Annotated in this window: 19 protein-coding genes and 5 pseudogenes; 11 read left to right on the top strand and 13 right to left on the bottom strand. The window is 61.1% G+C overall.

Annotated elements, in window-relative coordinates; genetic code table 11:
• Window positions 1-13: 13 nt before the first annotated feature.
• A complete protein-coding gene (locus NKI58_RS14770) occupies window positions 14-460 on the bottom strand; it encodes a hypothetical protein (protein WP_352853430.1) in 447 nt (148 codons plus the stop codon).
• Between the two features lie 894 nt (window positions 461-1,354).
• Here NKI58_RS14770 and NKI58_RS14775 point away from each other — a divergent pair.
• From NKI58_RS14775 to NKI58_RS14795, 5 genes and pseudogenes are all read left to right on the top strand, one after another.
• Complete coding sequence (locus NKI58_RS14775; RefSeq protein ID WP_352787013.1) at window positions 1,355-2,359, top strand: LacI family DNA-binding transcriptional regulator; 1,005 nt, start codon at window positions 1,355-1,357, stop codon at window positions 2,357-2,359.
• Window positions 2,360-2,432: 73 nt separating this feature from the next.
• Window positions 2,433-3,787: pseudogene (locus tag NKI58_RS14780) on the top strand (ABC transporter substrate-binding protein).
• Between the two features lie 21 nt (window positions 3,788-3,808).
• Window positions 3,809-4,735: a carbohydrate ABC transporter permease gene (locus NKI58_RS14785; RefSeq protein WP_352824590.1), complete on the top strand. Its 927-nt coding sequence runs from the start codon at window positions 3,809-3,811 to the stop codon at window positions 4,733-4,735.
• Window positions 4,728-5,570: a carbohydrate ABC transporter permease gene (locus NKI58_RS14790; protein ID WP_352448136.1), complete on the top strand. Its 843-nt coding sequence runs from the start codon at window positions 4,728-4,730 to the stop codon at window positions 5,568-5,570. Before NKI58_RS14785 ends, NKI58_RS14790 begins: the two co-directional genes overlap by 8 nt.
• Window positions 5,571-5,594: 24 nt before the next feature.
• Window positions 5,595-6,791 carry a glycoside hydrolase family 172 protein gene (locus NKI58_RS14795; RefSeq protein WP_352787015.1) on the top strand — a complete coding sequence of 399 codons (1,197 nt, stop codon included), beginning with the start codon at window positions 5,595-5,597 and terminating at the stop codon, window positions 6,789-6,791.
• A 76-nt stretch (window positions 6,792-6,867) separates the two neighbouring features.
• On the opposite strand, the gene NKI58_RS14800 is transcribed toward NKI58_RS14795, so the two are convergent.
• Window positions 6,868-7,293 carry a VOC family protein gene (locus NKI58_RS14800; protein ID WP_352577746.1) on the bottom strand — a complete coding sequence of 142 codons (426 nt, stop codon included), beginning with the start codon at window positions 7,291-7,293 and terminating at the stop codon, window positions 6,868-6,870.
• Between the two features lie 173 nt (window positions 7,294-7,466).
• Between NKI58_RS14800 and NKI58_RS14805 the strand changes: the two genes are divergently transcribed.
• Entirely contained in the window at window positions 7,467-7,865 is a 399-nt protein-coding gene (locus NKI58_RS14805; protein WP_352577745.1) for a hypothetical protein, read from the top strand.
• Window positions 7,866-7,985: 120 nt separating this feature from the next.
• Window positions 7,986-8,426, top strand: a complete 441-nt coding sequence (locus tag NKI58_RS14810; protein ID WP_352577744.1) for a DUF2267 domain-containing protein — start codon at window positions 7,986-7,988, stop codon at window positions 8,424-8,426.
• A gap of 12 nt (window positions 8,427-8,438) precedes the next feature.
• Here NKI58_RS14810 and NKI58_RS14815 read toward each other — a convergent pair whose 3' ends face one another.
• The 8 genes and pseudogenes from NKI58_RS14815 to NKI58_RS14850 form a co-directional block, all read right to left on the bottom strand.
• Entirely contained in the window at window positions 8,439-9,434 is a 996-nt protein-coding gene (locus NKI58_RS14815) for a LacI family DNA-binding transcriptional regulator (protein WP_352577743.1), read from the bottom strand.
• Window positions 9,435-9,502: 68 nt separating this feature from the next.
• A complete protein-coding gene (locus NKI58_RS14820) occupies window positions 9,503-10,837 on the bottom strand; it encodes a sulfatase family protein (RefSeq protein ID WP_352577742.1) in 1,335 nt (444 codons plus the stop codon).
• A gap of 22 nt (window positions 10,838-10,859) precedes the next feature.
• Window positions 10,860-11,675, bottom strand: coding sequence for a carbohydrate ABC transporter permease (locus tag NKI58_RS14825; protein ID WP_023675500.1), 816 nt, complete (start codon window positions 11,673-11,675; stop codon window positions 10,860-10,862).
• A gap of 7 nt (window positions 11,676-11,682) precedes the next feature.
• Entirely contained in the window at window positions 11,683-12,636 is a 954-nt protein-coding gene (locus tag NKI58_RS14830; RefSeq protein WP_352577740.1) for a carbohydrate ABC transporter permease, read from the bottom strand.
• Between the two features lie 4 nt (window positions 12,637-12,640).
• On the bottom strand, window positions 12,641-13,888 hold the full coding sequence (locus NKI58_RS14835) for an ABC transporter substrate-binding protein (protein ID WP_352577739.1): 1,248 nt from the start codon (window positions 13,886-13,888) through the stop codon (window positions 12,641-12,643).
• A gap of 200 nt (window positions 13,889-14,088) precedes the next feature.
• Complete coding sequence (locus NKI58_RS14840) at window positions 14,089-14,388, bottom strand: SDR family NAD(P)-dependent oxidoreductase (protein ID WP_352853434.1); 300 nt, start codon at window positions 14,386-14,388, stop codon at window positions 14,089-14,091.
• Window positions 14,389-14,542: 154 nt separating this feature from the next.
• Window positions 14,543-15,691, bottom strand: a pseudogene (locus NKI58_RS14845) (ABC transporter substrate-binding protein); the annotation flags it as partial.
• A gap of 10 nt (window positions 15,692-15,701) precedes the next feature.
• Window positions 15,702-15,884 carry a hypothetical protein gene (locus NKI58_RS14850; protein WP_352827413.1) on the bottom strand — a complete coding sequence of 61 codons (183 nt, stop codon included), beginning with the start codon at window positions 15,882-15,884 and terminating at the stop codon, window positions 15,702-15,704.
• On the opposite strand from NKI58_RS14850, the gene NKI58_RS14855 reads away from it, so the two are divergent.
• Window positions 15,817-16,923, top strand: a complete 1,107-nt coding sequence (locus NKI58_RS14855) for an ROK family protein (RefSeq protein ID WP_352827410.1) — start codon at window positions 15,817-15,819, stop codon at window positions 16,921-16,923. The two genes, NKI58_RS14850 and NKI58_RS14855, sit on opposite strands and share 68 nt — an antisense overlap.
• 86 nt (window positions 16,924-17,009) lie before the next feature.
• Here NKI58_RS14855 and NKI58_RS14860 read toward each other — a convergent pair.
• Window positions 17,010-17,951: pseudogene (locus NKI58_RS14860) on the bottom strand (DMT family transporter); the annotation flags it as partial.
• 398 nt (window positions 17,952-18,349) lie between these two features.
• On the opposite strand from NKI58_RS14860, the pseudogene NKI58_RS14865 reads away from it, so the two are divergent.
• From NKI58_RS14865 to NKI58_RS14875, 3 genes and pseudogenes are all read left to right on the top strand, one after another.
• A pseudogene (locus NKI58_RS14865) lies at window positions 18,350-19,670 on the top strand (PQQ-dependent sugar dehydrogenase).
• 98 nt (window positions 19,671-19,768) lie between these two features.
• Window positions 19,769-20,023 (top strand): annotated as a pseudogene (locus NKI58_RS14870) (FAD-dependent oxidoreductase); the annotation flags it as partial.
• Window positions 20,024-20,254: 231 nt separating this feature from the next.
• Window positions 20,255-20,788: a hypothetical protein gene (locus NKI58_RS14875; protein WP_352787018.1), complete on the top strand. Its 534-nt coding sequence runs from the start codon at window positions 20,255-20,257 to the stop codon at window positions 20,786-20,788.
• Here NKI58_RS14875 and NKI58_RS14880 read toward each other — a convergent pair whose 3' ends face one another.
• Together NKI58_RS14880 and NKI58_RS14885 are read right to left on the bottom strand one after the other, a co-directional pair.
• Window positions 20,789-21,328 (bottom strand): NADH-quinone oxidoreductase subunit B family protein, encoded by a 540-nt coding sequence (locus NKI58_RS14880; RefSeq protein ID WP_023675516.1) that lies wholly within the window; start codon window positions 21,326-21,328, stop codon window positions 20,789-20,791. It lies immediately after the preceding gene.
• Window positions 21,329-21,340: 12 nt separating this feature from the next.
• Window positions 21,341-22,858: a hydrogenase large subunit gene (locus tag NKI58_RS14885; RefSeq protein ID WP_352787019.1), complete on the bottom strand. Its 1,518-nt coding sequence runs from the start codon at window positions 22,856-22,858 to the stop codon at window positions 21,341-21,343.

Genomic DNA, 22,858 nt, shown 5'->3' on the forward strand with positions numbered 1-22,858 from the left:
TGTGAACTGGCCCTCAGTTGATCATTCCAAGCAACCTGTCCCGATCGGAACGCGTCGCCAGGCGCCGAATGATGATGCGGCCCTCGGCATCCCGCATTTCATATTGGTCGCTGTCGATGCGCTCACTGAGTCCGTTCGAATGCACCACGCCAATGCTCGGGCCGCTCACCTCGACCCGGTCTCCTGTGGATGCGTTGACAAAGAGTTTTGGCTTGCTATCGGGGTTTACCGCAGGGGCGGGATCAGGGAGATTGTCGTCCTGCGACTTTGCTTTGCTCTTGCCGGCACCAGCGTTCGAGTTCGAATTGCCGGAGTTTCCACCCGAATTGCCCGAATTGCCGTTCCCGTTCCCGCCATTGCCGTTCCCGCCATCTTTGGCCCAGGCAGCCTGCGGGCCGAGCGGCTGCGATGATCCATCGACCACGACGCGATAGGGGCTCACGACGAGAATGAAGGTCAAGACGACTACAGAAATGCCGACATGACGTCCTCGTGAAGATCCGGTCCTTCGTTTCCGGGTCGTCATCAATGAACTTGTCAGTCGCATGTCGGAACTCCCCTTAATCATACGGCTTTGTCGTACTGCCTCCTGTTCGAATTCGTGTGATGCTTAAAACAATGGTTTGCGTCCGGAACGTCAAGGCCCACCAGTCCCACGATGGTAACTGGTGGGTCTCGCTAGCGCAGGAAGGGACTATTTACTGCGCAAGTCTTTTGCCTCCCGTGGTTGCGTCTCTCCGCGGTAGCGCCGAGTTCCACCGTCAGCCAACAATAAATCCAATGGCCGCGACCCCGAAGCACAGGCCAAATAACGGAAAAAGCAGCCAACGTGCCTGGTGAATGCTCGGGTCCATGGCGGCCTCCTGTAACAGTCGGCATCGCAACGGGGCTCCTCGGAACTCAGTTCCTGAAACTCTCGCATTTCGGGCTTTTGCGATAGCAGCCTCGGACCAAAGTTTGGCTGTGCGGGTCCTTGGTCGATAGGCCTACAGACTGAAGTCCCTATGCCAGGAGCCACCCTGCATTCGGCGACCTTTGTGTCCAACTGGCAGCTGCGATCCACCGCCCCCTTCGAATGCTTTGCGTTTCTGGCTCTATGGCAGCAACGCCGTTGGTCTACTGCCGCATCGTTGAAACGCCACCAATACAGACCCATATGGGAATTGCGTCGGATGTCTCCTCCCATTGCGTCCGGCGCGTTCCCCTCTGGAGGTTATAGACCTTCACACTTGGCCGGGCTTAACAGTCCGGCCTTTTCTTTTGGCATTTTGCGCAATCCGCCTGATGGCCCTAATTTGCGAGACATCGGTAAAATCGATTTGCAAATGCATTCATGTGCTCATAACCTGTCACCATGAGCACGATTTCCAAAGTTGCTACGCGAGCGGGCGTGTCGCGCACGACCGTGTCGCATGTCATCAACCATGCGGACCGGGTATCGAAATCGCTGCGTGAACGCGTACAAGCGGCGATCGACGAACTCGGCTACACGCCGAACCCGCAGGCGCAAAGCCTGCGCACCGGCCGCACCAACATCATAGCGATGCTGATCCCGGACATCCGCAACCCGTTCTATCCGGAGCTGGTGAAAACGGCGCAGTCGTCGCTCGAAGTGGTCGGCCTCGACATGCTGATCTTCAACACCGACGTGCCGGGCGGACATTCACAGGATCACGGCCGCGAGTATTTGCGCCAGATAGGGCGCAAGCGGGTCGACGGCGTCATCGTTGCCGACTTCGCGCTGCACGGCATGCACAGCGAACTGCTCAGCCTCGATCTGCCCGCCGTCTTCATCGGCCATCTGCCGAACCATGCTGTCGACAGCGTCCAGCTGGACGATTTCGGCGGCGGCTATCTGATGGGCGAGTATCTGGCGAAGAGGGGCCATCGCCGCGTCGCCCATGTCACCGGGCCATCCTTTTTCAAGGAGGCGATGGCGCGTGCCGCCGGCTTCGAAAAAGGGCTCGCCGACAATGGCGTGCCAATCTCCGCCGATCTGCGGTTCGAGGGAAGCTATCTTGCCCCGTCAGGGCGGGAAGCGGTCACCTGGCTCAGGGAGAAGCACGGCGGAAACCTGCCGTCGGCGATGTTCTTCGCCAATTATCTGATGGCCTCCGGTGCGCTGACCGAATTCTACGACCATGGGATCAATATCCCTCAGGATATCGCCATCGCAGTCTTCGATGACCTGCCTCAACTGGAATATGTCAGGCCGAAGCTGACCCGTGTCGGCAACAGTCCGACAATGCTTGCCAAGCGCGCCACGGAAATGCTGCTCGAACGGCTGGGTGGCAAAGTCGAGGGCGCGCCGCGCACCGAAGTGATCACATGCGCGTTGAGCCCATTCGACAGCGCGTGACGCCAGATGCCGGCAAAGGGAACGGAGGTCCCTTCGCCAACGTTCGACCGAACAACATCCAAGGGAGGAATTGATGACTGACAAAACGACCCGCGACCGGCCATTGGCCAGCCTGAACCGCCGTCGGCTGATCCAGGGCGGCGCCACTTTCGCTGCCGCCGGCCTCACAGGCTACCCGTTCATCAACAGGATGGCCGTGCGCGCTCAGGAAGGCCGCTGAAATTCTGGCAGTTCTATGCGCCTGGCGGAGACGTGAAGCCGCAGGTCCAGTGGTTCGAAAAGCTGGTGGCCGACTGGAACGACGGCCACGACCAGAAGGTCGAGCTCGAATATGTCGTCAACAGCGAATACATCTCCGGTTCCAAGCTGGCAACGGCCTTCGCGTCGGGCGAGGGCCCTGACATCTTCCTCATCAGCCCCGGCGATTTCCTGCGTTATTACAATGGCGGCGTGCTTGCCGACCTGACGCCGCATATCGAGGATGCCGCCAAAGCCGATTTCCCGGAAAGCGTCATCGCCAACCGCATGGTGGACGGCAAGATCTACGGTGTGCCGATGGAAGTCGAGCCGATGGCCTTCTACTATTCGGTCAAAGCGTTCGAGGATGCAAAGCTCAACGAGAACGACGTGCCGAAGACCTGGGACGAGCTGTTGGCGGTCGCCAAAAAGCTGACGACGCCCAGTCGCTACGGCGTGCTGTTCGAAACGACTCCCGGCTATTACCAGAACTTCACCTGGTATCCGTTCCTGTGGCAGGGCGGCGGCGAATTCCAGGGCAAGGACGGCAAGAGCGCCTTCGATTCGCCGGCCACCGTCCAGGCGCTGAAACTCTGGCAGGATGCCATCAATGCCGGCGTGGCGCCGCGTCAGGTGGTCGGCGGCGGCTTCGACATAGTCGCCAATCTCGGGGCAGGGCTGTGCGCCATGCAGAACTGCGGCATCTGGGGCATTTCGGCGATGGACAACAACGCCAAGGACGTGCCCTACGGCATCTTCAAATTGCCGACACCGGCCAATGGCAAATACGTCACCGTCGGCGGTGGCTGGGCCTTTGTCGCCAATGCCGGAGGCAAGAACCCGGATGCTTCCGCCCAGTTCTGCGCCTGGGCGCTGGCCTCAATGGATCCGGCATCGATCGACCGGGTCGTCAACTGGTGCACTGTCGCCAAGAGCGACATGCCGCCGCGCAACAGCGCGCTGAAGGCCGGCGCCGATGTCTTCAGCACCGGCAAGTTCGGCACCTTCGCCAAGGAGATCCATCCGGGGACGCGCGCCGAGCCGCGGGTTCCGCCGGAGGCCTACAAGATCATCTCTGACGCCATCCAGTCGGCACAGCTTGGCGGGGTTGATGCCCAGCAGGCGGCGACGACGGCCAGTCAGCAACTCGATGCGTTCCTCGCTTCCTATTCCGGCGCGCCGATCCTTTAGGCCCTTTCCAGCATGGATCAGATGAAACCGCCAGCCGCGGGCGCGAATTCCGCCCGCGGCCTCACCGCCAAGCAAAGGGAGCGCTGCGCCGCATGGCTGTTCGTCCTGCCCGATGCGCTTGGCCTGCTGGTGTTCGTCGGCATGCCGATGCTGCTGTCGCTCGCCGTCGGGTTCTTCGAGGTCAACGGCTTCGGCGGCTACAGGTTCGTCGGGTTCGGCAATTACAGGCGCATGTGGGGCGACCCGCTGTTCTGGTCGTCCGTGAAGGTGACGGTAGCCTATGCCGTCATGCTGGTGCCGGCGCTCTACGCCGCCGGACTGGGACTGGCGCTTCTGGTGCAGAAGACCAACCGCTTCAACGCGGTCATGCGCTCGATGTTCTTTGCGCCGCAGATGGTCAGCCTGGTCGTGGTGGCGCTCGTGTGGCAGCTCATGCTGGTCGAAAAGGTCGGCATCGTCAGCCGGCTGGCGCCGCTCGTCGGCCTCGGCGGAATTTCGCTGCTCGGCGATCCAAATCTGGCGCTGTTCACGCTGGTGCTGGTCAGCGTCTGGTTCCTGATGGGTTTCTACATGCTGATCTTCCTCGGCGGACTCCAGGACATCCCGGCAGAGTACTACGAAGCCGCAAAGATCGACGGTGCCGGGCCGGTGACAAGCTTCTGGTACATTACTTTGCCCTTGCTCAAGCCGACCAGCTTCTTCGTCCTCCTGGTCTCGCTCGTCGCGGCTGTCGCCGGCGGCCAGGTCTTCGACCTGATCTATGTGATGACCAAAGGCGGTCCGGTCAATTCGACCTCGGTGCTGATCATCTACATCTACAAGCAGGCATTCCAGTTCGGCGCGTTCGGCTATGCATCGGCAATGGCATCGCTGCTGGTGCTGGCGCTGATGCTGGTCACGGTCTTCTTCTTCGTGCTGACGCGCGGCGGACGCTTCGAGCATGACTGACGGCCGAACTCCTTCCGGCCGTTCGCAGATACGAGCGGCGAGGCTTGCCTGGATGCTGGCGACTGCGGCGCTCGGCCTGATGACGGTGTTCCCGCTGGTCTGGATGCTGGTCATCTCGCTCAAGCCGGCGAGCGACGTCTTCACGCCGAGCCTCATTCCGGAACGCCCGACGCTCGGCAATTTCCTCTATGTGCTGACCGAGGTGCCGTTCCTGCGCTATCTCTTCAATTCGTTCTTTGTGTCGGCCACAGTAACCGTCGCTGCGCTGTTCTTCCATTCGATGGCCGGCTATTCGCTCGCACGGCTGCGTTTTCCGGGCCGCGACATTCTGTTCCTCGCCATGTTCTCGACCTTCCTGGTGTCGCTGCCGGTAATCATCGTGCCGCTGTTCATTTTGACGCGGACGCTGCATATGCTGGACAGCTATGCCGGGCTGATCATTCCTGCGATCTTCAACGCGTTCGGCATCTTTCTGCTCAGGCAATATTACCTGTCGCTGCCCAGGGAGTTGGAAGAAGCGGCGATCATGGATGGCGCCGGCTACTGGCGCATCTATTGGAGCATCATCCTGCCGCTCAGCCGGCCGATCCTGTCGGCACTGGCGATCCTGTTCTTCCTCGCCAACTGGAACGCTTTCCTGTGGCCGTTGACGATCACATCGGACCTCAACCTCTGGGTGGTGCAGGTAGCCATTGCGAACTTCAAGAGCCAGTACGCCGCCGCCTGGAATTACGTCATGGCCGCCTCGACCATCGTCGCCGTGCCGATGCTGGTCCTCTTCGTGATCTTCCAGCGCCAGATCATGGAATCCATCAAGACAAGCGGCCTGAAATAACCGCTGAAGCAAGAGGAGAAACACATGGATAATGCCGGCCTGTCGCCGCTTCGCGGGCTCGCCAAATTGCGCGACGCCAAAACCCGCCGGTTCTCAAGCTACGACCGCACCGGCGGCAATGACGACCGGCTGCACATTGAACCCGGCCAGACGGTGGTGATTGCCGAGCATGACGGTGCCGGCATCGTCACGCATATCTGGGCGACGCTCGCCTGCGAGAGCGAGGCGTTCCTGCGCAAGATCGTATTGCGCGCCTATTGGGATGGTGAGGCACATCCGAGCATCGAAACGCCGATCGGCGATTTCTTCGGCATGGGCCATGCCCGCACGCGCAATTTTGCCAGCCTGCCGGTGCAGGCAAGTCCAGAGGATGGCAAGGCCTTCAACTGCTACTTTCCGATGCCGTTTGCCAGCCACATGCGCTTCACCGTCACCAATGAGGCCGAGGACGACCTGCTTTTCTATTACTATGTCGATTTCGAACTGCATGAGGAACTCGAGGAAGGCCTGGGCCGCTTCCACGCCCAATACAGGCAGCAGCGACCTGACGGCATCGACCAGGCGGGGCTGGCCAACGAGCAGTTCCTGTTTGGCGGTGAAAATACCGACGGGAACGGCAACTACACCATTCTGGAGGCGGAAGGTCACGGCCACTATGTCGGCGTGCTCTATTCGGTCTATTCGCGGCGGCGTTCCGCACTATGGGACTGGTATGGCGAGGGCGACGACATGATCTTCGTCGACGGCGAGCCGGGCATTTCCGTGCCGGATACGGTGCGCAAGCCCGATCCGCGCATCGGACCGAAGGCCGAACTGATCGGCGATCGCGGCGAGACCAGCCCCGGCGCCAACGATGCCTGGCCGCCAACACTGCACGGCACCGGCACCGAGGACTATTTCAACACGGCATGGTGCCCGACACAGGACTACAGCGCGCCCTATCACGGCATCATCGCCGCCGGCGGGCCGAACTGGACCGAGCCGGTTACGCTCTATCGCTGGCACATAGAGGACCCGGTCATCTTCCACAAACGGATCCGGGTGACCATCGAGCACGGTCACGCCAATCGCCGCTCGGACGACATTTCGTCGGTCGCCTTCTGGTATCAGGCCGAACCGCACAAACCGTTCGAAGCGCTTGCCGATGTCGAGGACCGCATCCCCACCTATCGCGCGCCTTATCACAATTGGAATGCCGCCTTCGACGAGAAGAGGCGTTAGGCCGGGACGCGTTCGAATTGAACCGTGCATCCCGCGCTATCTGTGTCGGGGCACGACCGTGCCGCAGCGCGCCACCTCAGCTGCGAGGTGGAAGTTGCTGGACAGACCAGGTGTTGCCGTCGGGATCCTCAAAGAAGACAAATCTGCCCCAGGGAAAATCCTTGATATCGCTGACCTCGATACCTTGAGCGGCCAGGTGCCGGTGTGCCTCATCGACATCGGGCACGACCAGTTGCAGGCCCCTTATGGATCCCGGGGGGCTGTCGACGAGGCCCTTGCCCATGGCAATCGAACAGGCCGAGCCGGGCGGCGTCAATTGCACGAAACGTATCTCGTCGCTTACGGTGTGGTCGTGATCGAGATGAAAGCCGACCTTCTCAACATAAAAGGCAATTGCTCTATCGACGTCCGATACGGGGACCGGGACTAGTTCCAGCTTCCAATCCATGACAGCCCTTTCGCAGCTTGATCGCCAAGTGGTGCCGAACACCGTGGGCGCCATCCCGCCATCTTCCCAATGCCATTGTCGGCGCGGGCCGCTCAGTCAGTCAAGAGATACCCGGGCTCGGGCAACGTGAGGACTGGTCTCATTGCTGAGACGGCGTTCGGAACCGATGAGCACAAGCTCAGTTAGGCGGAGGACAACCACCTTTCGGATCAGCAAGGACGACTTTAATGATCGGAACGCAGGGCGCCGAATACAACTGTGGGAAGGTTGAACGGGCGTCGTTGACGCGCGAAGGGATTGCTTGGAAGCGACGCTCGCCGAAGCTGGCGAGATCGTCGGACGGCGAAGCCGAAGCGCAATTATGCCGTGAATGCCTACGATTCGGCCTGCCTTCTCCTTGCCGCGATCAAAGACGCCAGCACTGTATCCAAGGGTATCCGAGCCGGCGCGACGTTCTGGCGGCGGTGCGCGATATCCGTTTCAGGGGAATCGCCTATCGCGAGCCGGTGCGGTGGGATGAAAAGGGCGACAATCTGGCCGCTGTGACCGCACTCAACGGGGTGGAAAACGGCCGCTTCCGACAGATCGCCGAAATCCAGCAGATGCAGAGTGTCGAGCAGACCTGACGCCGACAGGCTCTCCGACCGAACCGGTTTCCGCCGCTTTGCCAGGACGATTTTCACAGGACCACGAAACAATAATCTCCGGTCGCCGTTTCGCCCGCAGAACCTTTCGAGGAGGCGACGATGAGCGCAACCGGCTTGGACGTTTTTGACAAAACGCTGCAAATAACAAACATCTGGCTTGACGAGATCATGGCGGATCTTGGTCCGGATCGACACGTCGCCTGGCATACATTGGGCGCCGTTCTGCGAACCCTTCGGGACAGGCTGCAGATCGGACTGGCGGCCAACTTGGGAGCGGAACTGCCGCTGCTCGTGCGCGGCGCCTACTATGATCGCTATCGGCCCGCCGACATGCCCGACAAGACACGCTCGCTCGAGAAGTTCCTGCAACACATCGCCGATGAATTGAAATCGACCCGTCCTGTCGATGCCGAGGATGCGGCACGCTCAGTGCTGCGTGTGCTTGCACGGCATATCGACCTTGGCCAGTCGGCAAAGGTGCGGGATGCGCTGCCAAAGGAAATCCAGGTCCTCTGGCCTGAAAGCGTGGGCGTCAAATAGCGGCGATCCTGCTCATGCGGACGCGCGACGGACCAGCTGCCACGAAACGCTGAAAAGGGTAGGTATTGCGCCCGGTGTTGCCGAGATCAATGAGATCAGATGATCGGCAAGATGGTCGTAGTGGGCAGTTTCGGGGCCGATTGTCGTCAATGCCGGATGACTGAATTCGCCCTCGTCGATATTGCCGCAGCCGATGACTGCAATGTCGCCGGGCACGGAGAGGCCGGCCTCCTCGAATGCGTGCAGGGCGGTCACGGCGGCAAGATCGGATTCGACGAAAAGCGCGGTCGGCCGATCCTTGCGGGCGGCCAGCGCCGTAGCATTGGCAAACGCAGCCTTGCGCGCCTCTGCACCGCCGATCACCAGGTCGTCTCGCAGCGGAAGGCCGCGTGCTTGCAGGAAGCTGCGATAGGCGGCGAGACGGCTCGCGTCCACCGCTTGCTCATGCACCATATAGGCGATGCAGCGATGGCCGGCTCGGTAGAGGTAGTCGAGTGCCTCGAAGACGGCCCTGCCGGTATGCTGGCGCACAACCGAGAAGCCTGCCGGCTCGATGGTCGGATGGAAGATCACCGCTGGCCGGCCCGCGGCCGCCAGGCGCGCGGCCAAGAGCATCACCTCGGGCTCGGAGAGATGCTGCCAGTCGGCGATAATGCCGTCTGCCAGCCCGCTCTCGATTTCCCTCACGATCCGGTCGGTTCGCTCGAAGGTGTCTCCCGCGGTGATAATCGTCGAAAATCCCCTCAGCGCCGCTCCAGATTGGATATCCTGCGCGATCCGGTCGCTGAACGGCACGCCGAGACGAGGCAGTACAAGGCAGATTCGCTCGGCCTGCTGGCGGCGCAGCTGCCGCGCGGTGCGGTTTTGCACGTAGTTGAGCTCAGCGACGGCCTCAAGGATGCGCTGCCGCGCCTCCTTGCCGACGAACTTCAGGCGCGTGCTGTCGCCGCTGAGCAGGTACGACACGGCAGCGGTCGATACATTGGCGCGCCGGGCGACATCGGCCATGGTCGGCGCCTTTCTGCGATCGGAATTTCTCTCGTGCATTGTTGGATCCGCTGCGCGACGTGACATGATCAGCTGTCGCTCAGCCGGATTTCATTCCAGCTTCCATGCCCGGCGGCAAGGATCTCGGGCCTTGCCTCGCCGGCCTCCTCCATCAGGGCAACGATGCGGCCTCGCAGCCATGCACGCGTCTCTGCGTGATCGGGCGAAGCTATGAGATTGGTTAGTTCGTTTGGATCGGCATCGAGGTCGTAGAGCCTCGCCTCGACATAGAAATCGCTGCCGGAATCCCGCCAGCCGTCTTTTCCCGGTGCCTCGACCTCATATTTCCACCGTCTGGTGCGCAAGGCGCGGCCGACATGGTGCTCGCTGATTTGAATGAATATCTCGTCGCGCGGCGGCCGTTCGCCCTGCAGCGCGTCGAGCAGCGAGACGCCCTGCATCGAATTGGGCACTTTCAGGCCGGCCGCGGCGAGCAGGGTCGGCGCGAGATCGACGAGGCTGACCAGGCCTTCATATGTGCCGATGCGCTGGAAGCCGGGGCCGTGGAATAGCGTCGGCACGCGGATCGACGCCTCATGACAGGAACGCTTGTATTCGTTGTTGCGGGTCTTGAAGTGACAGCCATGGTCGGAGGTGAAGAGGATGATCGTGTCGTCAAGCCGGCCAAGGCTGTAGAGCGCCTCGATCAGCCGTCCAAACGCCTCGTCGAGGCGTGCGACCATGCCCAGATAGCCAGGGAAATGTTCGGCTGTCGTGCCGCCAAGTGCTGCGAGATCGCCGGGAATGGCGAGCTTCTTGCGGATCCTCTCCTCGTATCCGAGCGGGGCAGGGTAGTTGTCCGTCTGGTTCTGGTGATGCGGCTCGAGGAAGGACAGGAATAAAAAGAAGGGCTCGGCTTCGCTCGAGGCGACATAGCGGATTGCAGCGTCGGTGAGGGCATCGACGCGGTATCCCGGCAGCTTCACCGCCTTGCCGTCATTGTCGTGGACGACGGTGTCGAAGGGGCCGGAAGTGAACTCCAGGATGTTGGAGGCCAGCCAGTAGCGATAGCCGCCGCGTTCTTCCTGGGTGACCGGCTCGGCGGACCCCAGGTGCCACTTGCCGATGTAGGCGGTGTCATAACCTGCCGCGACGAAATGATGCGCGAGCGTGCGCTCGCTCTTAGGCAGTGGGATATCGTTACGGTAGCAGCCGGTCGTAGTCGGGTACCGCCCCGTCTGAAAGACGGAGCGGGCGGGGCCGCAAACGGGCTGGCATGTAAACGAATTCGCCAAGAACGTGCCGGTCCCGGCGAGGCGGTCGAAATTTGGCGTAAGCTCGAGCGGATTGCCATGGACACCAACGGTGTCCCAACGCTGCTGGTCGGTGAAGAAGACGATCACGTTCGGTCGGCGGGACGTCATAGGGTGCAATGCCTCCGAATGGTCATTTCATGCCTGCCAGCATCACGCTGCGGACGAAGTAGCGCTGCGTGAAGAGGAACAGCAGCAGGCTCGGGATGAAGAGAATGATCCCGCCCGTCGCCGTCAGGTTCCACTGGGTGAAGAATTCCTGGTTGAAAAGCGTCAGTCCCGTCGTGATCGGCCGCATTTCGGTGGTGTTGACGGCGACCAGCGGCCAGAGGAATTCGTTCCACTGGAACACGAAGGTGAGGAGGGCCAGCGTCGCCAGTGCCGGACGGACCTGCGGCAGCACGATGCGCCAGTAAAGGCCGAGTTCCGAGCAGCCGTCCATCCGTGCAGCGTCAAGCAACTCGTCGGGAATCGGACGGATGAACTGCCGCATCAGGAAGATTCCGTAGGCGCTCATGGCGAATGGAAGGATAAGGCCCTGATAGGTGTTGAGCCATCCCATCCGCGCGGTGAGCACATAGAGCGGGATCATGCGGATGAAGAATGGGATCATCAGCGTCGACAGCACCGCGACAAACATGACGCGCTTACCGGCGAATTCCATCTTCGCGAAGACGTAGCCGATCAACGGATCGAAGATCAGATGGAGGAAGGTAATCCCGCCGGCGATGATGAAGCTGTTGAGCGTGAAACGCGCGAACGGCGCCTTCTGCCAGATGTCGATGTAATTCGTGAATTGCCACGTCTCGGGGATCAGAATCGGAATGCCGCTGAAGACGTCGGCATCGCTCTGCAGCGACAGCGAAAGCATGTAGAGGAACGGAAAGATCGACAGCGCCACGCAGAAGAGCAGCAGTAGGTAGGACGGGAGCGTTTTTGCGAATGTCATGCCAACCTCAATAGGTGGTTTCGCGGTTGAGCAGGCGGAACTGAACGAAGGTGATGGCCAGGATCAGCAGGAACATCAGGAAAGACAGCGCCGAGGCGTAGCCGATGTTGAGCTCGAAGAAGGCTGCCTCGAACACGTGCAGGCTGAAGAACCGCGTCGCGTCGGCCGGTCCGCCCTTGGTTATCAGGTAGGCCGGCGCCAGCTCCTGCAGCTGGCTGATCGTGCTGACGACCGCGATGAACAGCGTGGTCGGCGTCAACAACGGCCAGGTCAGATAGCGGAATTGCTGCGTCGGCGTGGCGCCGTCGATGGATGCGGCATCATAGAAGTCGGACGGGATCGACTGCAACGCGGAGAGGTAGATCAGCATGGCATAGCCGACATCCTTCCAGACCGTGATGGCGATGAGGGTCGGCAGCGCGGTCGAGGTGTCGCCGAGCCAATTCTGGGTGGGCAGCCCAAGCTCGGCAAGGAAGCTGTTCAAGATGCCAGTGTAGGGATCGAGAATTGCCTGCCACATCAACGCGACGATCACGAAGGAGGTGATGTAGGGAAAGAAGATGATTGCGCGGATCAGAGTGCGCCCCGGGATCGGCCGGTTGAGCACGACCGCCAGTCCGAGGCCAATGGCGATGCTGGCCGCGGTGACGCCTATCGCGAAGGCCAGCGTCACGAAGAGCGACTGCCGAACGCGCGCGTCGCCGAGGGCAGCAACGTAGTTGTCCAGTCCGGCGAATCGGCTCTCGCCGATCAGCGGCTGGCCACTGTACAGGCTCGCCCAAAACTCCAGTCCTATCGGATAGAAGAAATAGACCGAGAAATAGAGGATTGCTGGCGACAGCAGCAGGTAAGCGAGAAGCGTTTGTCTGGTGCGCCGGCTGAAGCGGCCAGCTCGCCGGGTCGACATCGCGCCGACGCCAATGTCCGTATCGGCCGTATCGGTGCTGCCGCTGATAAACATCGGCCTAGTTGTTGGCCAGGATGACGTTGGCCTCGGCCGCGAATTTCGGCATGATCTCGGCTGCTGGTTTCTGATTGTAGATGATATCCTCGAGCGCACTCTGCAGAAGCTTCTCGATTCGCGCGTGCTTGCCGGTGAGGCGCAGCTCGGCGGTGACGTCTTGCGCGTAAGGCAGGCATTTGCTGAAGCTGCCGATGACCGGATCGGCCTGAACCTCGGCGTTTTCGGCCCAGGATTTGCGCGGCATCGTCATGCCCGCTTCCTTGGTAGCCGCTAGTTCCGTGTCGAGCGCGACGAGCCGCTTCAACAAGTCCCAGGCCTCCTTCGGGTGCTTGGCGTCCTTAGGGATCATCACACTGACGCCGCCCGCGAACGTCGCCTGCACCTTGTGCTTGAGTGATGGCGCAACCGCCCAGTTGAGCTTCGGGTTGCCCGAGCGGATCGGCTTCACGTCCCACGGACCGGTTATGATCATTGCGACCCGGTTGGCCGTGAACAGCTTTTGCGGACCCTCATAGTCAGCACCCGCCGCCGGCTTGGTCGCTGCTTTTTCCTTGTGGATCAGGTCGGCGAGGAACTGGATCGCTTCGATCGCCTCAGGACTGTCGAGATTGACCTTGTTTGTCTTGGGATCGTAATAGCTTACGCCGTTCTGCAGTAGCCACGACGAATAATATCCGATGCTGGGGTTGGGAGCGAAGCCGAAGCGGGCGCCGGTCGTCGTCGCCTTGGCAACCTTCAGGAACTCCTCCCAGGTCGCAGGCGGCGCGTCGAAGCCCGCCTGCTTAAGCATATCGACGTTGTACACGAGGGTGGCGCAGGTGAGGTGGATCTGGACGCCATAGTACTGGTCGCCGAGTTTGTTGCGCTCGACGGAATAGGCTTGCCAGTCGTCGGGATAGCCGATCGCCTTGCCGTCTTGTTGGATGAAGTCGTTCAGCGGCCGCAGCAGATTCCGCTGGCCAAATTCCTGCACCCAGCCGCCGGGTTCGGCGACGAGATCGGGCGCGTTCTTCGCCGCAAAATCCGCCACCAGCTTGGTGCGCATATCCGGCCACTGGAATTTCTCCCACTGCACCGACCATCCGGTATGATCGGCCTCGAACTTCGCTATTGCATCGGCATAAGCTTGATAGGCGTGGCCGGCGTTCCAATAGAGCGTCAAGGTCTCGGCATGGGCCGCAGTCGCGGTCGTCAGGGCCACGCCCAAAACCATGCCGTGCAGGAATCCGACTGACTTGTAGCGGCTCATCTTGGTCTCCTCCCTGGTTTGCCACCCGCCTTCCTCACAATGGATGGCGTCATATTATTCGATTAATATACCCGCTAGACCGCAGTTTTTGTCAAGCTCCGACTGTAATGCAGTGCATAGTTCTGGCCGAACTCGGGCGGAGCTATCTACAGCGCGCGATGGCGAAGTTGCTTCCGGTACCCGGTATGGACGATCGCGGCCTAACCTGGAAAGATCGTGAAACCGCCATCGACGCGGATTACCTGCCCGTTGATGAAGCGCGCGCGCGGACCGGCGAGGAAGGCCACCGCTTCGGCGATCTCTTCAGGCTCCGCATACCGGTTCAGCGATTTCTTGCTCGAATCCATGCGCTGCGGATCGACCACACGGCTCGCCTGGAACCGTGCCGTCTTGGTGGCGCCGGGGCTCACCGCATTGACGCGTACGCCATCGTCGATCAGTTCCTTGGCGAGGCAGCGCGTATAATGGACGACAGCCGCCTTGAGCGTCGAGTAGACCACCTCGGGCGAGCATCCGATATGCGCTGCCGCCGCGGACCTTTTGCGGAACCGTCATGTTGTGCGCCATCGAACGCACGAGCGTGCCGGCGGCGATCGAGGCTTGCAGATCCTTTTGCGAGAGCTGCTGGCAGGGATTGAAGCCGTTCGAAAGATCGACGTCGAGGCGGGCCGGAATGGACCCTTTGGTCTGATTGAAAATGGTCTGGAATTCGGGCGACAGGATGATGCTGGCAAGCAGCTTCTGTCCCTCGATATAGTCCGGATCCTTCTGCTTGAAGAACACGACCGAGTCTGAATTCAAGATGAAACCGGGCTTGCCCCAATCGGTCGGCGCCTGGGCGCAGACATAGTCGGTGCCCTCCTTGAAGCCGCCGGCCGTCAGCAGGCCGATCGTCCAGTCGCCCATGATGTGGAAGGCGGCCTCGCCGCGGCCGACGAGATGCGACATGGTATCCCAGTCACGCCCGTTCATGCCGGGGTCCATGTACTTCGAGGTCATGGTGCGAAACTGCTCGAAGGCCTTGACCATGCCGTCGCTGCGCATGGCATCGACGTCGCCCTCGACGAAAGCTTTCTTGTAGAGATCGAGGTCCTGACCGTACACGACCACTTCGAAGACGGTCGAGTCGGTCCAGTCGGCGGTCGAGTGCGAAATGCAGATCTTGCCGCTGGCCACGATCTTGTCGCAGGCGGCGTTGAATTCCGCCCATGTCTTCGGCATCTCGGTGACGCCCGCGTCCTTCATGACCTTCGGCGATGCCCAAAGCCAGTTGATGCGGTGGATGTTCATCGGCGCGGCCACCCAATTCCCGGTCGGCTTCATCACCGGCAGCAATTCGGGAGCGACGACCTTCTCCCAATTTTCCGCCTTCGCCAGGTCGTCGAGATTGGCTGTCATGCCCGTCTCGTTCCATTCGGCGATCTCGGGGCCTTTGAGCTGCACAGCGGGAGGTGCGTTGCCGGCGATCACATCAGCACGCAGTTTGGCCAGGGTATTGGCCGTATGGCCTGCGATGGAGGTCTGCTGCCAGGTGCCACCCTTGGCGGTAAACATCTCGCCGAGCTTGGCGATAGCCTGGGCGTCCGATCCGGTGGCCCATTGATGCAAGAGGTTGGTCTTCGGCTCCGCGAGGGCTGTTCCGGTAATCAAGGTGAAGGCGGTAGCGGCCGCAAAGGCCGTCCTCAGGTATTTCATCGTTTCACTCCCATATGTGATGCACGGTTCGTATCGACCGCTTGTGGCCCGCGATTTGAGGTCGTGGCCGGCGAGATTCAGTAATCTCCGTTCTTTCCAAGATGACATATTTGGGCTATCAGTCAACGTGCTTTGTGCCCATCATGAACAAACCTTCGCTTAGAAATTGGCTGATCGACAGGCCGTCCGCGTCGCCGGAGAGCCTGATCGTCCGATGCTTGCGCGAGCGCGGCGTGCTTTCTGCGTCGCAAATTACCCGCATTACCGGTTTGGCGCGGTCGACGGTTTCAACCGCGCTCAACGGCTTGAGAAAATCTGGGATGGTGATCGAATCCTCGGCCCATCATGACGCGGCGAGGGGTATCGGCAGGCCTGCCACGACATTGACGCTCAATCCCGCTGCGGGCACCTGCGTCGGCATCCATCTGGGCCTCGACGAGATGCGGTGTGTCGTCGCTGACGTCTCGCATTCTTTCGTTGCCGAACAAACTATCCCCATGGGTCTGGACTACCAGCCGCAACAGGCGGCCCAGCTCGCCAAGTCAGTAATTGCCCGATGCTACGAAGAGAACGGTCTGCCGATGGCGGGGCTCCTGGGGGTTGGGGTCTCCGTCTCGGGCCCAGTCAGCCGCGAAGGAGTGGTGCTGCGCGCGAGTATCGTTCCGACCTGGGCCGGGGTCAACATCCGCGATGTGTTCGGGCCGGTCCTTGAACAGCCGATCTTCGCCGACAATGAGAGCAACTGCTCGGCCATTGCCGAGCTGATGTGGGGTGCTGCCGTCGGCCAGGACGATTTCGTGCTGTTCAAGGTCGATCTGGGCGTCGGCGGGGCCATTGTCCAGCACGGTCGGCTGGTGAGCGGCATCGCCGGCGGCGCCGGCGAATTCGGGCACATTAGCATCGATCCCGGCGGCGACCTTTGCCGGTGCGGCAATCGAGGATGCCTGGAGCTCTATGCCAGCTTTGCCGGACCGCTCGAGCAGATTTCGCGCATCGTGCGGCGGCCGGTCACGATGGACGACGTGATCATGATGGCCGAGGAGGGCGACGTGAGGGCGCTGCGGATGATCGAGGACACCGCCGAGTTCGCCGGCCGTGGCCTTGGCCTGATCGGTTCGGTTCTCAATCCGCCGCTCATCATCATCAGCGGCCGCATGGCCTTGGCGGGCGACATTCTCCTGGCGCCACTGATCGCATCATATGAACGCCACACGCTCATCAAGTCCCGCGATGTGGCGCCTGCGCTGCGCACGCGGATAATCGTTGGCAAGCACACGGAGAACGATGCATTGCTCGGCGCGGTCGGCCTCGTGCTGCGCCACAACAGCCGGCTTCAGTGACCCGGCTTGCTTCGGGTGGCGCTCTGATTTTGCGAGCTGCTCGCCGAAGCAGCGGAACTGATGTTTGCGTACGCGACACGCACCGTGCGCTGCCTCGGCTTGATCGCGGTGGCGAGCAGCAGGCCGGCGATGATAAAGGCGGCGCCGGCGAGATCGTAGTCGTGCAAGCTTTCGCCAAGGACCAGATAAGCGAGAACGGCGACGAAGGCGGTCTGGAGATAGAGCAGCATGCTGGCGCGCCCCGCACCAAGCGTCTCGACGCTACGGTTGTAGAGATAGTACATCAGAGCGCCGCCGGGGCCGGCAACATAGGCGAGAGCCAGAAGGCCGTTCGCATGCAGCGCCGAACGATCCCCGGAAAACAATTCCCAGAGATAGAAGGGCAGTGCGGCCAGCGCGCCGGCTCCCAGCAGCAGGACCACCATCGGCAGAAGCTCGATAGCGAATTTGGCGCGACGCAGCAGCACGGTGTAGAGGCCCCAACAAAACGCGCTGCCGACGATCCACAACTCGCCGGGATTGAACTGCAGCTGCATCAGCGCGGCAAGGTCGCCGCGCGCCACGATCACCACCATCCCGGCCAGAGCGACCAGCGCTCCAAGCGCTTTCCAGATACCGAGGGGCTCGCCGAGCACGAAGCGGGCAAGCACCATGGTCATGATCGGCGACAGCGCCATGATGATGCCGGCGGTTGTCGCGTTGGTGTAGTTGAGGCCCGTGTAGATCATGCCCTGACACAAGGTTAGCCCGATAGTGCCGATGACCAGCACCTCGATCACCCGGGATTGGATCAGCACGAGCATCGCCCCGTGATGACGATGGACGATAGGCAGCAGGATCGCGCACGCGAGCGTCAGCCGCCAGAAGCAGAGCGCCCAAGGCGGCATCTCGGGGGCAACCCACTTGGCGGCGATATAGACGCCGGCCGACAGGAGCCAGCAGAGCGTCGCGAGGGAATAGGCGAGCGGAAGTGATGCGCCGGGTGTCGCCTTCGCTACACTTGGATGTGCTATCGGCAGCGATTGGATATCCGTCTCCTCCCACCGCAGACTTTAGCAGATTTGCGGCGTCTTGCTAAGCAGCAACAACAGCTGTTTCACCAGCTGGTGCAATCGGTGGGTCATTGTGGGTCCCGCCGTTCACGGTCTCCTTCCATTCGAACGCATGTTGGCCCATGAGCAACTCGATACCGAAAAGCGCAAGCCGTACCGATTTCGCGCGATACAAATGTGAGATTTATATTGCGCGACAGATATTCGCGCGGTTGCCACAACCTTCTCGCGCCATATTTCTACCGAGCGCAGATCTGTCGCGAATTCCTGGCCCTCGGATTACGAGCGCCGCTGTTTCGAAGCAATTGGAAGAATAAGCCACTGACTTCCGTTTGCACAAAGAGCGCGACACAAATCCATGCGGAGGACGTCCGATGCATGCCGGCTTCCCAGGAAGCGTACTCGTAGCGGTGTTGGGCACCGTCATGGCAAGCTGCGCTGGCATTCCGGCGGGCAATATCCGGCTATGGCCCCAACCCCACTTTACCGAAACCAAGACCGACGCTGATCCCGACTGTTAACATCGCCGAGGCGAAAGGCTGGCAGAAAGAAGGTATGCCGACCCCGGCGAAGGGGCTGACAGTGAACGCCTTCGCCACCGGCCTCGACCATCCGCGCTGGCTACATGTGCTTCCGAACGGCGATGTGCTGGTTGCTGAAACCAATGCCCCTGCCAAGCATGACGAAGGCTTCAGTCTTAGAAAGGTCTTCATGGACCTAGCTATGAAGCGGGCTGGCGCCGCGACCAAAAGCGCCAACCGCATCACGCTCCTGCGCGACACCGATGGCGACGGCATTGCGGATGTGCGCACGACGTTCGCGGAAGGCCTCAATTCGCCCTTCGGCATGACGCTGTCCAAAGGCAAACTCTTTGTCGCGAATACCGACGCGCTCGTCGCTTTCCCCTACTCCAATGGCCAGACCCGAGTCAGCACGTCGCCGGAAAAGATCATCGACTTGCCGGCCGGGGACCTCAACCATCATTGGACCAAGGACGTGATCGCAACTCCGGATGGACGCAAGCTCTATGTCACCGTTGGTTCCAACAGCAACGTTGGAGAAAACGGCATAGCCGCGGAGAAGAACCGCGCTGCTGTCCTTGAAGTGGATCGGTCTACCCGCCGCACTCGGGTCTTCGCCTCGGGCCTGCGCAACCCGAACGGGCTCTCCTGGAATCCTGAGACTGGCCAGCTTTGGGTCGCCGTGAACGAGCGTGACGAGATCGGCGACGACCTTGTGCCGGATTACATGACCTCGGTTCGTGACGGCGCTTTCTACGGCTGGCCCTACAGCTACTACGGACAGAACGTCGACGAACGTGCCAAGCCGCAGCGCCCCGATCTCGTGGCGGCAGCGATCAAGCCCGATTACGCCCTGGGCTCTCATACCGCCTCGCTGGGACTGACCCTCTCCAAAGGCGCGCGGCTCGGTTCGGCCTACGGCAACGGCGCCTTCGTCGGCCAGCACGGCTCGTGGAATAGAAGCGTGCACAGCGGCTACAAGGTCATCTTCGTGCCGTTCCATGGTGGCAAACCGAGCGGTCCTCCGGAAGATGTGCTCACTGGCTTCATCGGGCGTAATGGCGAGGCGATGGGCCGGCCGGTCGGCGTCGCTATCGATCAGACTGGCGCACTGCTCGTCGCCGACGACGTCGGTAATGTCATCTGGCGGGTCCGCCGAGCGAATGGCCGTTGAGCGCAGGTGGCCTTTCTGATTCCGACCTCACCAGCCTTCGGCTACAGCGCCACGCCCGATATGGCTGCATTCGGCTGCGATTTCGATGCAAATGCCAGGTGACGACATCGCGCCTGCCGCATGTCGGTCGCTATGGCGACGTCTATTTTGCGCATGGCTATTCGGGCAAGGGGGTGATCCTGTCGACGCTGTCGGGCAAGCTGCTCGCTGAGGCGATCACCGGTGATGCTTCGCGGCTCGATCTGTTTTCGACCCTAAGCCCGCTGCCGTTCCCCGGCGGCACGGCGCTGCGCGGCCCGCTCTATGTGCTCGGCATGCTTTGGTACGCAATGCGTGACCGCATCAAACATTGAGCGCAGGCATGCGCAATGAGGCCGAGCGCCGCCACCAAGCGATTAACGGCTGATTTCGCGGCGGCGTCCGACTTGATCGATCTTGAATATGGTCCGTAGGCAATGGCCGCGAGTCGGTCCATGCCCTGCTCCCGAAGCCTGAGCGCCGATAGACCTGCCTGCTATTTCCTCAGCTAATAGATCGATATGATTGCAGGATTGACCGTTTCATATCCCAGGCGCGGCTCCGATTTGTCTTTCGAAATCGCGCTGGAGACAGTTCCGGTTGAACTGCTATCCAATTTTGTTTCCCTGTTTTTCTTGATCGTGCTGCCCGACAGGTCGGCGCAGGCCGACGTTACTTCTGTACTGACCACTCTCTTTTTCTCGTGCGCAACGGCGGCGGTGGATACGGCCATCACAATTGCCGCGCAAACAATCGTCAATCTCATTGATTCCCCCTTAGAGCACCGCAAACGTGTGGTCGGCTGCTTTGAGACGCCGGCGAAGGCGGTATTCGCGCCTGGCCGGCCCATGCAGCTTCCGACTGCACAAGATTGTAACTACATTAGCTGCAGCGCAAGTAACCATTTCGGACTAGGGAACGGGTTCCCCTTCGATCGAAAGCGCTGGGCTGCCGGCGAAAAAGCAGGCGTTTTAGCCGTTCTCGCCGCCGAGCGCCTTCCAGTTTTGGGACAGAGGTTGGCTGATGCCCTTAAACTCACGGCTACGCATTGGTTGGATCTATGCAGCGACAAGGCCAACCTTGGCAAAGCCTCTACATAGTCACCTTCGGGCAGCACCAGTCTTGGAATTCACGCCCTCAAGCAAGGCGAGCAGGCCTTTCAGAATTTCGATTGGCGGCGGCGGACAACCTGGAATGTGCAGATCGACAGGCAAGGCCTCGGACACTCCGCGCACCACCGCATAGCTGCCGGCGAAACAGCCGCCATTGCCTGCGCAATCTCCCAGTGCGACCACCCATTTTGGGTTGGGTGTTGCGTCGTAGGTCAGCTTCAATGCCTCGCGCATGTTTTTTGTGACCGGCCCGGTGACGAGCAGTACATCGGCATGGCGCGGTGATGCGACGAACCGGATCCCAAAACGCTCGATGTCATAGAAGGCGTTGTTCAGCGCGTGCATCTCAAGTTCGCAGCCGTTGCAGGAACCGGCATCGACCGCCCGGATCGACAGGCTTCGCCCCAATCGTTTGTGAGCAGCCCCATCGAGCGCGCGTGCGAGTTCGTCGACTGCCGTGCTGCTTGCCAACGGCGGACGCTCGGTGAGAGGGGGGCGTATCAGGCTTTCAAAAAGAAGCTTGCGCATGACAGCGTGCCTTCAGAGATCATGGCCCGAATAAGAGCAGTTGAACGATTTGTTGCACAGCGGAAAGTCGGCAACGATGTTTCCTTCGATCGCCGCTTCAAGGAGCGGCCATTGAAACCATGACGGATCACGGAGGTGACAGCGCTCGACCAAGCCGCCCTTGCCAATGCGCAGCCAGGCCAGAATGTCGCCGCGGAAACCTTCGACGAGCGCCATGCCTTCATGCGATCGGTTTGTCTGCGCGAAATCGACGCGGATCGGCCCGTCTGGCAGCTGTCGCAGGACTTGTTCGATCAGGGACAGGCTCTGTTCGACCTCGTGGATACGAATCCATACACGGGCGTTCACATCGCCTTCCTGGAGGAGAGGTACATCGAAGGCGAGTTCGCCATAGGGTGGATAAGCGAGATTGCGTCGGGCATCGAAGTCCCGACCGGAGGCCCGGCCAACGTAGCCTCCGGCGCGATATTGACGAGCGAGTTCCACCTTCAGCCGGCCAGTCGCGACAGTCCGATCCTGCAGCGACGCAGTGTTGTCGTAGAGCTCGACCAGCGCGGGAAACCGCTGCCTGATCTCTGCGATCAGGGACCTGAGCGCTGTCGTGCCCTCATCGCTCAGGAAGCTTGCCACGCCTCCGGGCACGATGCAGTCGCGCATCAAACGATGACCGAAGGCAGCATCGCTTGCCCGCAATACGCGCTCACGCAGCACCCCACAGTGGGCATGCATGAGCGCGAAGGCGGCATCATTGCAGATAGCGCCGATGTCACCCAGATGATTGGCCAGGCGCTCCAACTCGGCCATGAGCGCTCGCAGCCAGACCGCGCGTGGGGGAACCTGGACACCCAGCGCCGCCTCGACGGCGCGGGCAAAAGCGAGGGAGTATGCCACGGTACTGTCGCCAGAGGTTCTGCCCGCCAATTTGGCCGCACGGTCGATGTCGGACCCCGCCATCAGGCCTTCTATACCTTTGTGCGCGTATCCGAGGCGCTGCTCCAGCCGGACGACCGTTTCACCGCTCGCCGTGAACCGGAAATGGCCCGGCTCGATGATGCCGGCATGCACGGGCCCGACCGGGATCTGATGCAGGCTCTCCCCCTCTGCAGGCAGGAAACTGTACGGGAAGGCAGTCGCAGCAGACGTCCGGACGCGGGTACTCAACGGATAGCTGACACCCCAATGGCCATGATCAAGCCACCGTCTCGTATCAGACGCGCCTTGTGGCAGGAGCCCGAACAGGTCAGCAGCCGCACGTTCGAGCCGCAATGCGGGCGGATGCAGCCGGCCGACCGATGGGTAGCGGCCACTGGGGCATTCCAGGCTGACAACGCCGATGTCCCCGGCGCTTTCATCGAGAAGTGCCATGTGGACGGCGCCTGGCTCACCCCATAGGCCGAGCAAGCTCCAGTGGCCCTCGGCCAGTTGCTCGACGGCAAAGCCCCATTTTTTCGGAGTCACCACGGCGCGCGACCACGGGAAATGATATTCGACACGTTGGCCAGCAAGGATGAGGTCGATCAGCGCGGGCAT

It is taken from the genome of Mesorhizobium sp. M0522, from assembly GCF_040321085.1.
GTDB lineage: Bacteria > Pseudomonadota > Alphaproteobacteria > Rhizobiales > Rhizobiaceae > Mesorhizobium.

Bases quoted from the DNA above. Each gene is read 5' to 3' on its own strand.
- NKI58_RS14825 (WP_023675500.1), bottom strand. From the start codon at position 11,675: ATGACATTCGCAAAAACGCTCCCGTCCTACCTACTGCTGCTCTTCTGC.
- NKI58_RS14830 (WP_352577740.1), bottom strand. From the start codon at position 12,636: ATGTTTATCAGCGGCAGCACCGATACGGCCGATACGGACATTGGCGTC.
- NKI58_RS14810 (WP_352577744.1), top strand. From the start codon at position 7,986: ATGAGCGCAACCGGCTTGGACGTTTTTGACAAAACGCTGCAAATAACA.
- NKI58_RS14835 (WP_352577739.1), bottom strand. From the start codon at position 13,888: ATGAGCCGCTACAAGTCAGTCGGATTCCTGCACGGCATGGTTTTGGGC.
- NKI58_RS14820 (WP_352577742.1), bottom strand. From the start codon at position 10,837: ATGACGTCCCGCCGACCGAACGTGATCGTCTTCTTCACCGACCAGCAG.
- NKI58_RS14785 (WP_352824590.1), top strand. From the start codon at position 3,809: ATGAAACCGCCAGCCGCGGGCGCGAATTCCGCCCGCGGCCTCACCGCC.
- NKI58_RS14885 (WP_352787019.1), bottom strand. From the start codon at position 22,858: ATGCCCGCGCTGATCGACCTCATCCTTGCTGGCCAACGTGTCGAATAT.
- NKI58_RS14815 (WP_352577743.1), bottom strand. From the start codon at position 9,434: ATGGCCGATGTCGCCCGGCGCGCCAATGTATCGACCGCTGCCGTGTCG.
- NKI58_RS14880 (WP_023675516.1), bottom strand. From the start codon at position 21,328: ATGCGCAAGCTTCTTTTTGAAAGCCTGATACGCCCCCCTCTCACCGAG.
- NKI58_RS14800 (WP_352577746.1), bottom strand. From the start codon at position 7,293: ATGGCGCCCACGGTGTTCGGCACCACTTGGCGATCAAGCTGCGAAAGG.
- NKI58_RS14795 (WP_352787015.1), top strand. From the start codon at position 5,595: ATGGATAATGCCGGCCTGTCGCCGCTTCGCGGGCTCGCCAAATTGCGC.
- NKI58_RS14775 (WP_352787013.1), top strand. From the start codon at position 1,355: ATGAGCACGATTTCCAAAGTTGCTACGCGAGCGGGCGTGTCGCGCACG.
- NKI58_RS14790 (WP_352448136.1), top strand. From the start codon at position 4,728: ATGACTGACGGCCGAACTCCTTCCGGCCGTTCGCAGATACGAGCGGCG.
- NKI58_RS14805 (WP_352577745.1), top strand. From the start codon at position 7,467: ATGATCGGAACGCAGGGCGCCGAATACAACTGTGGGAAGGTTGAACGG.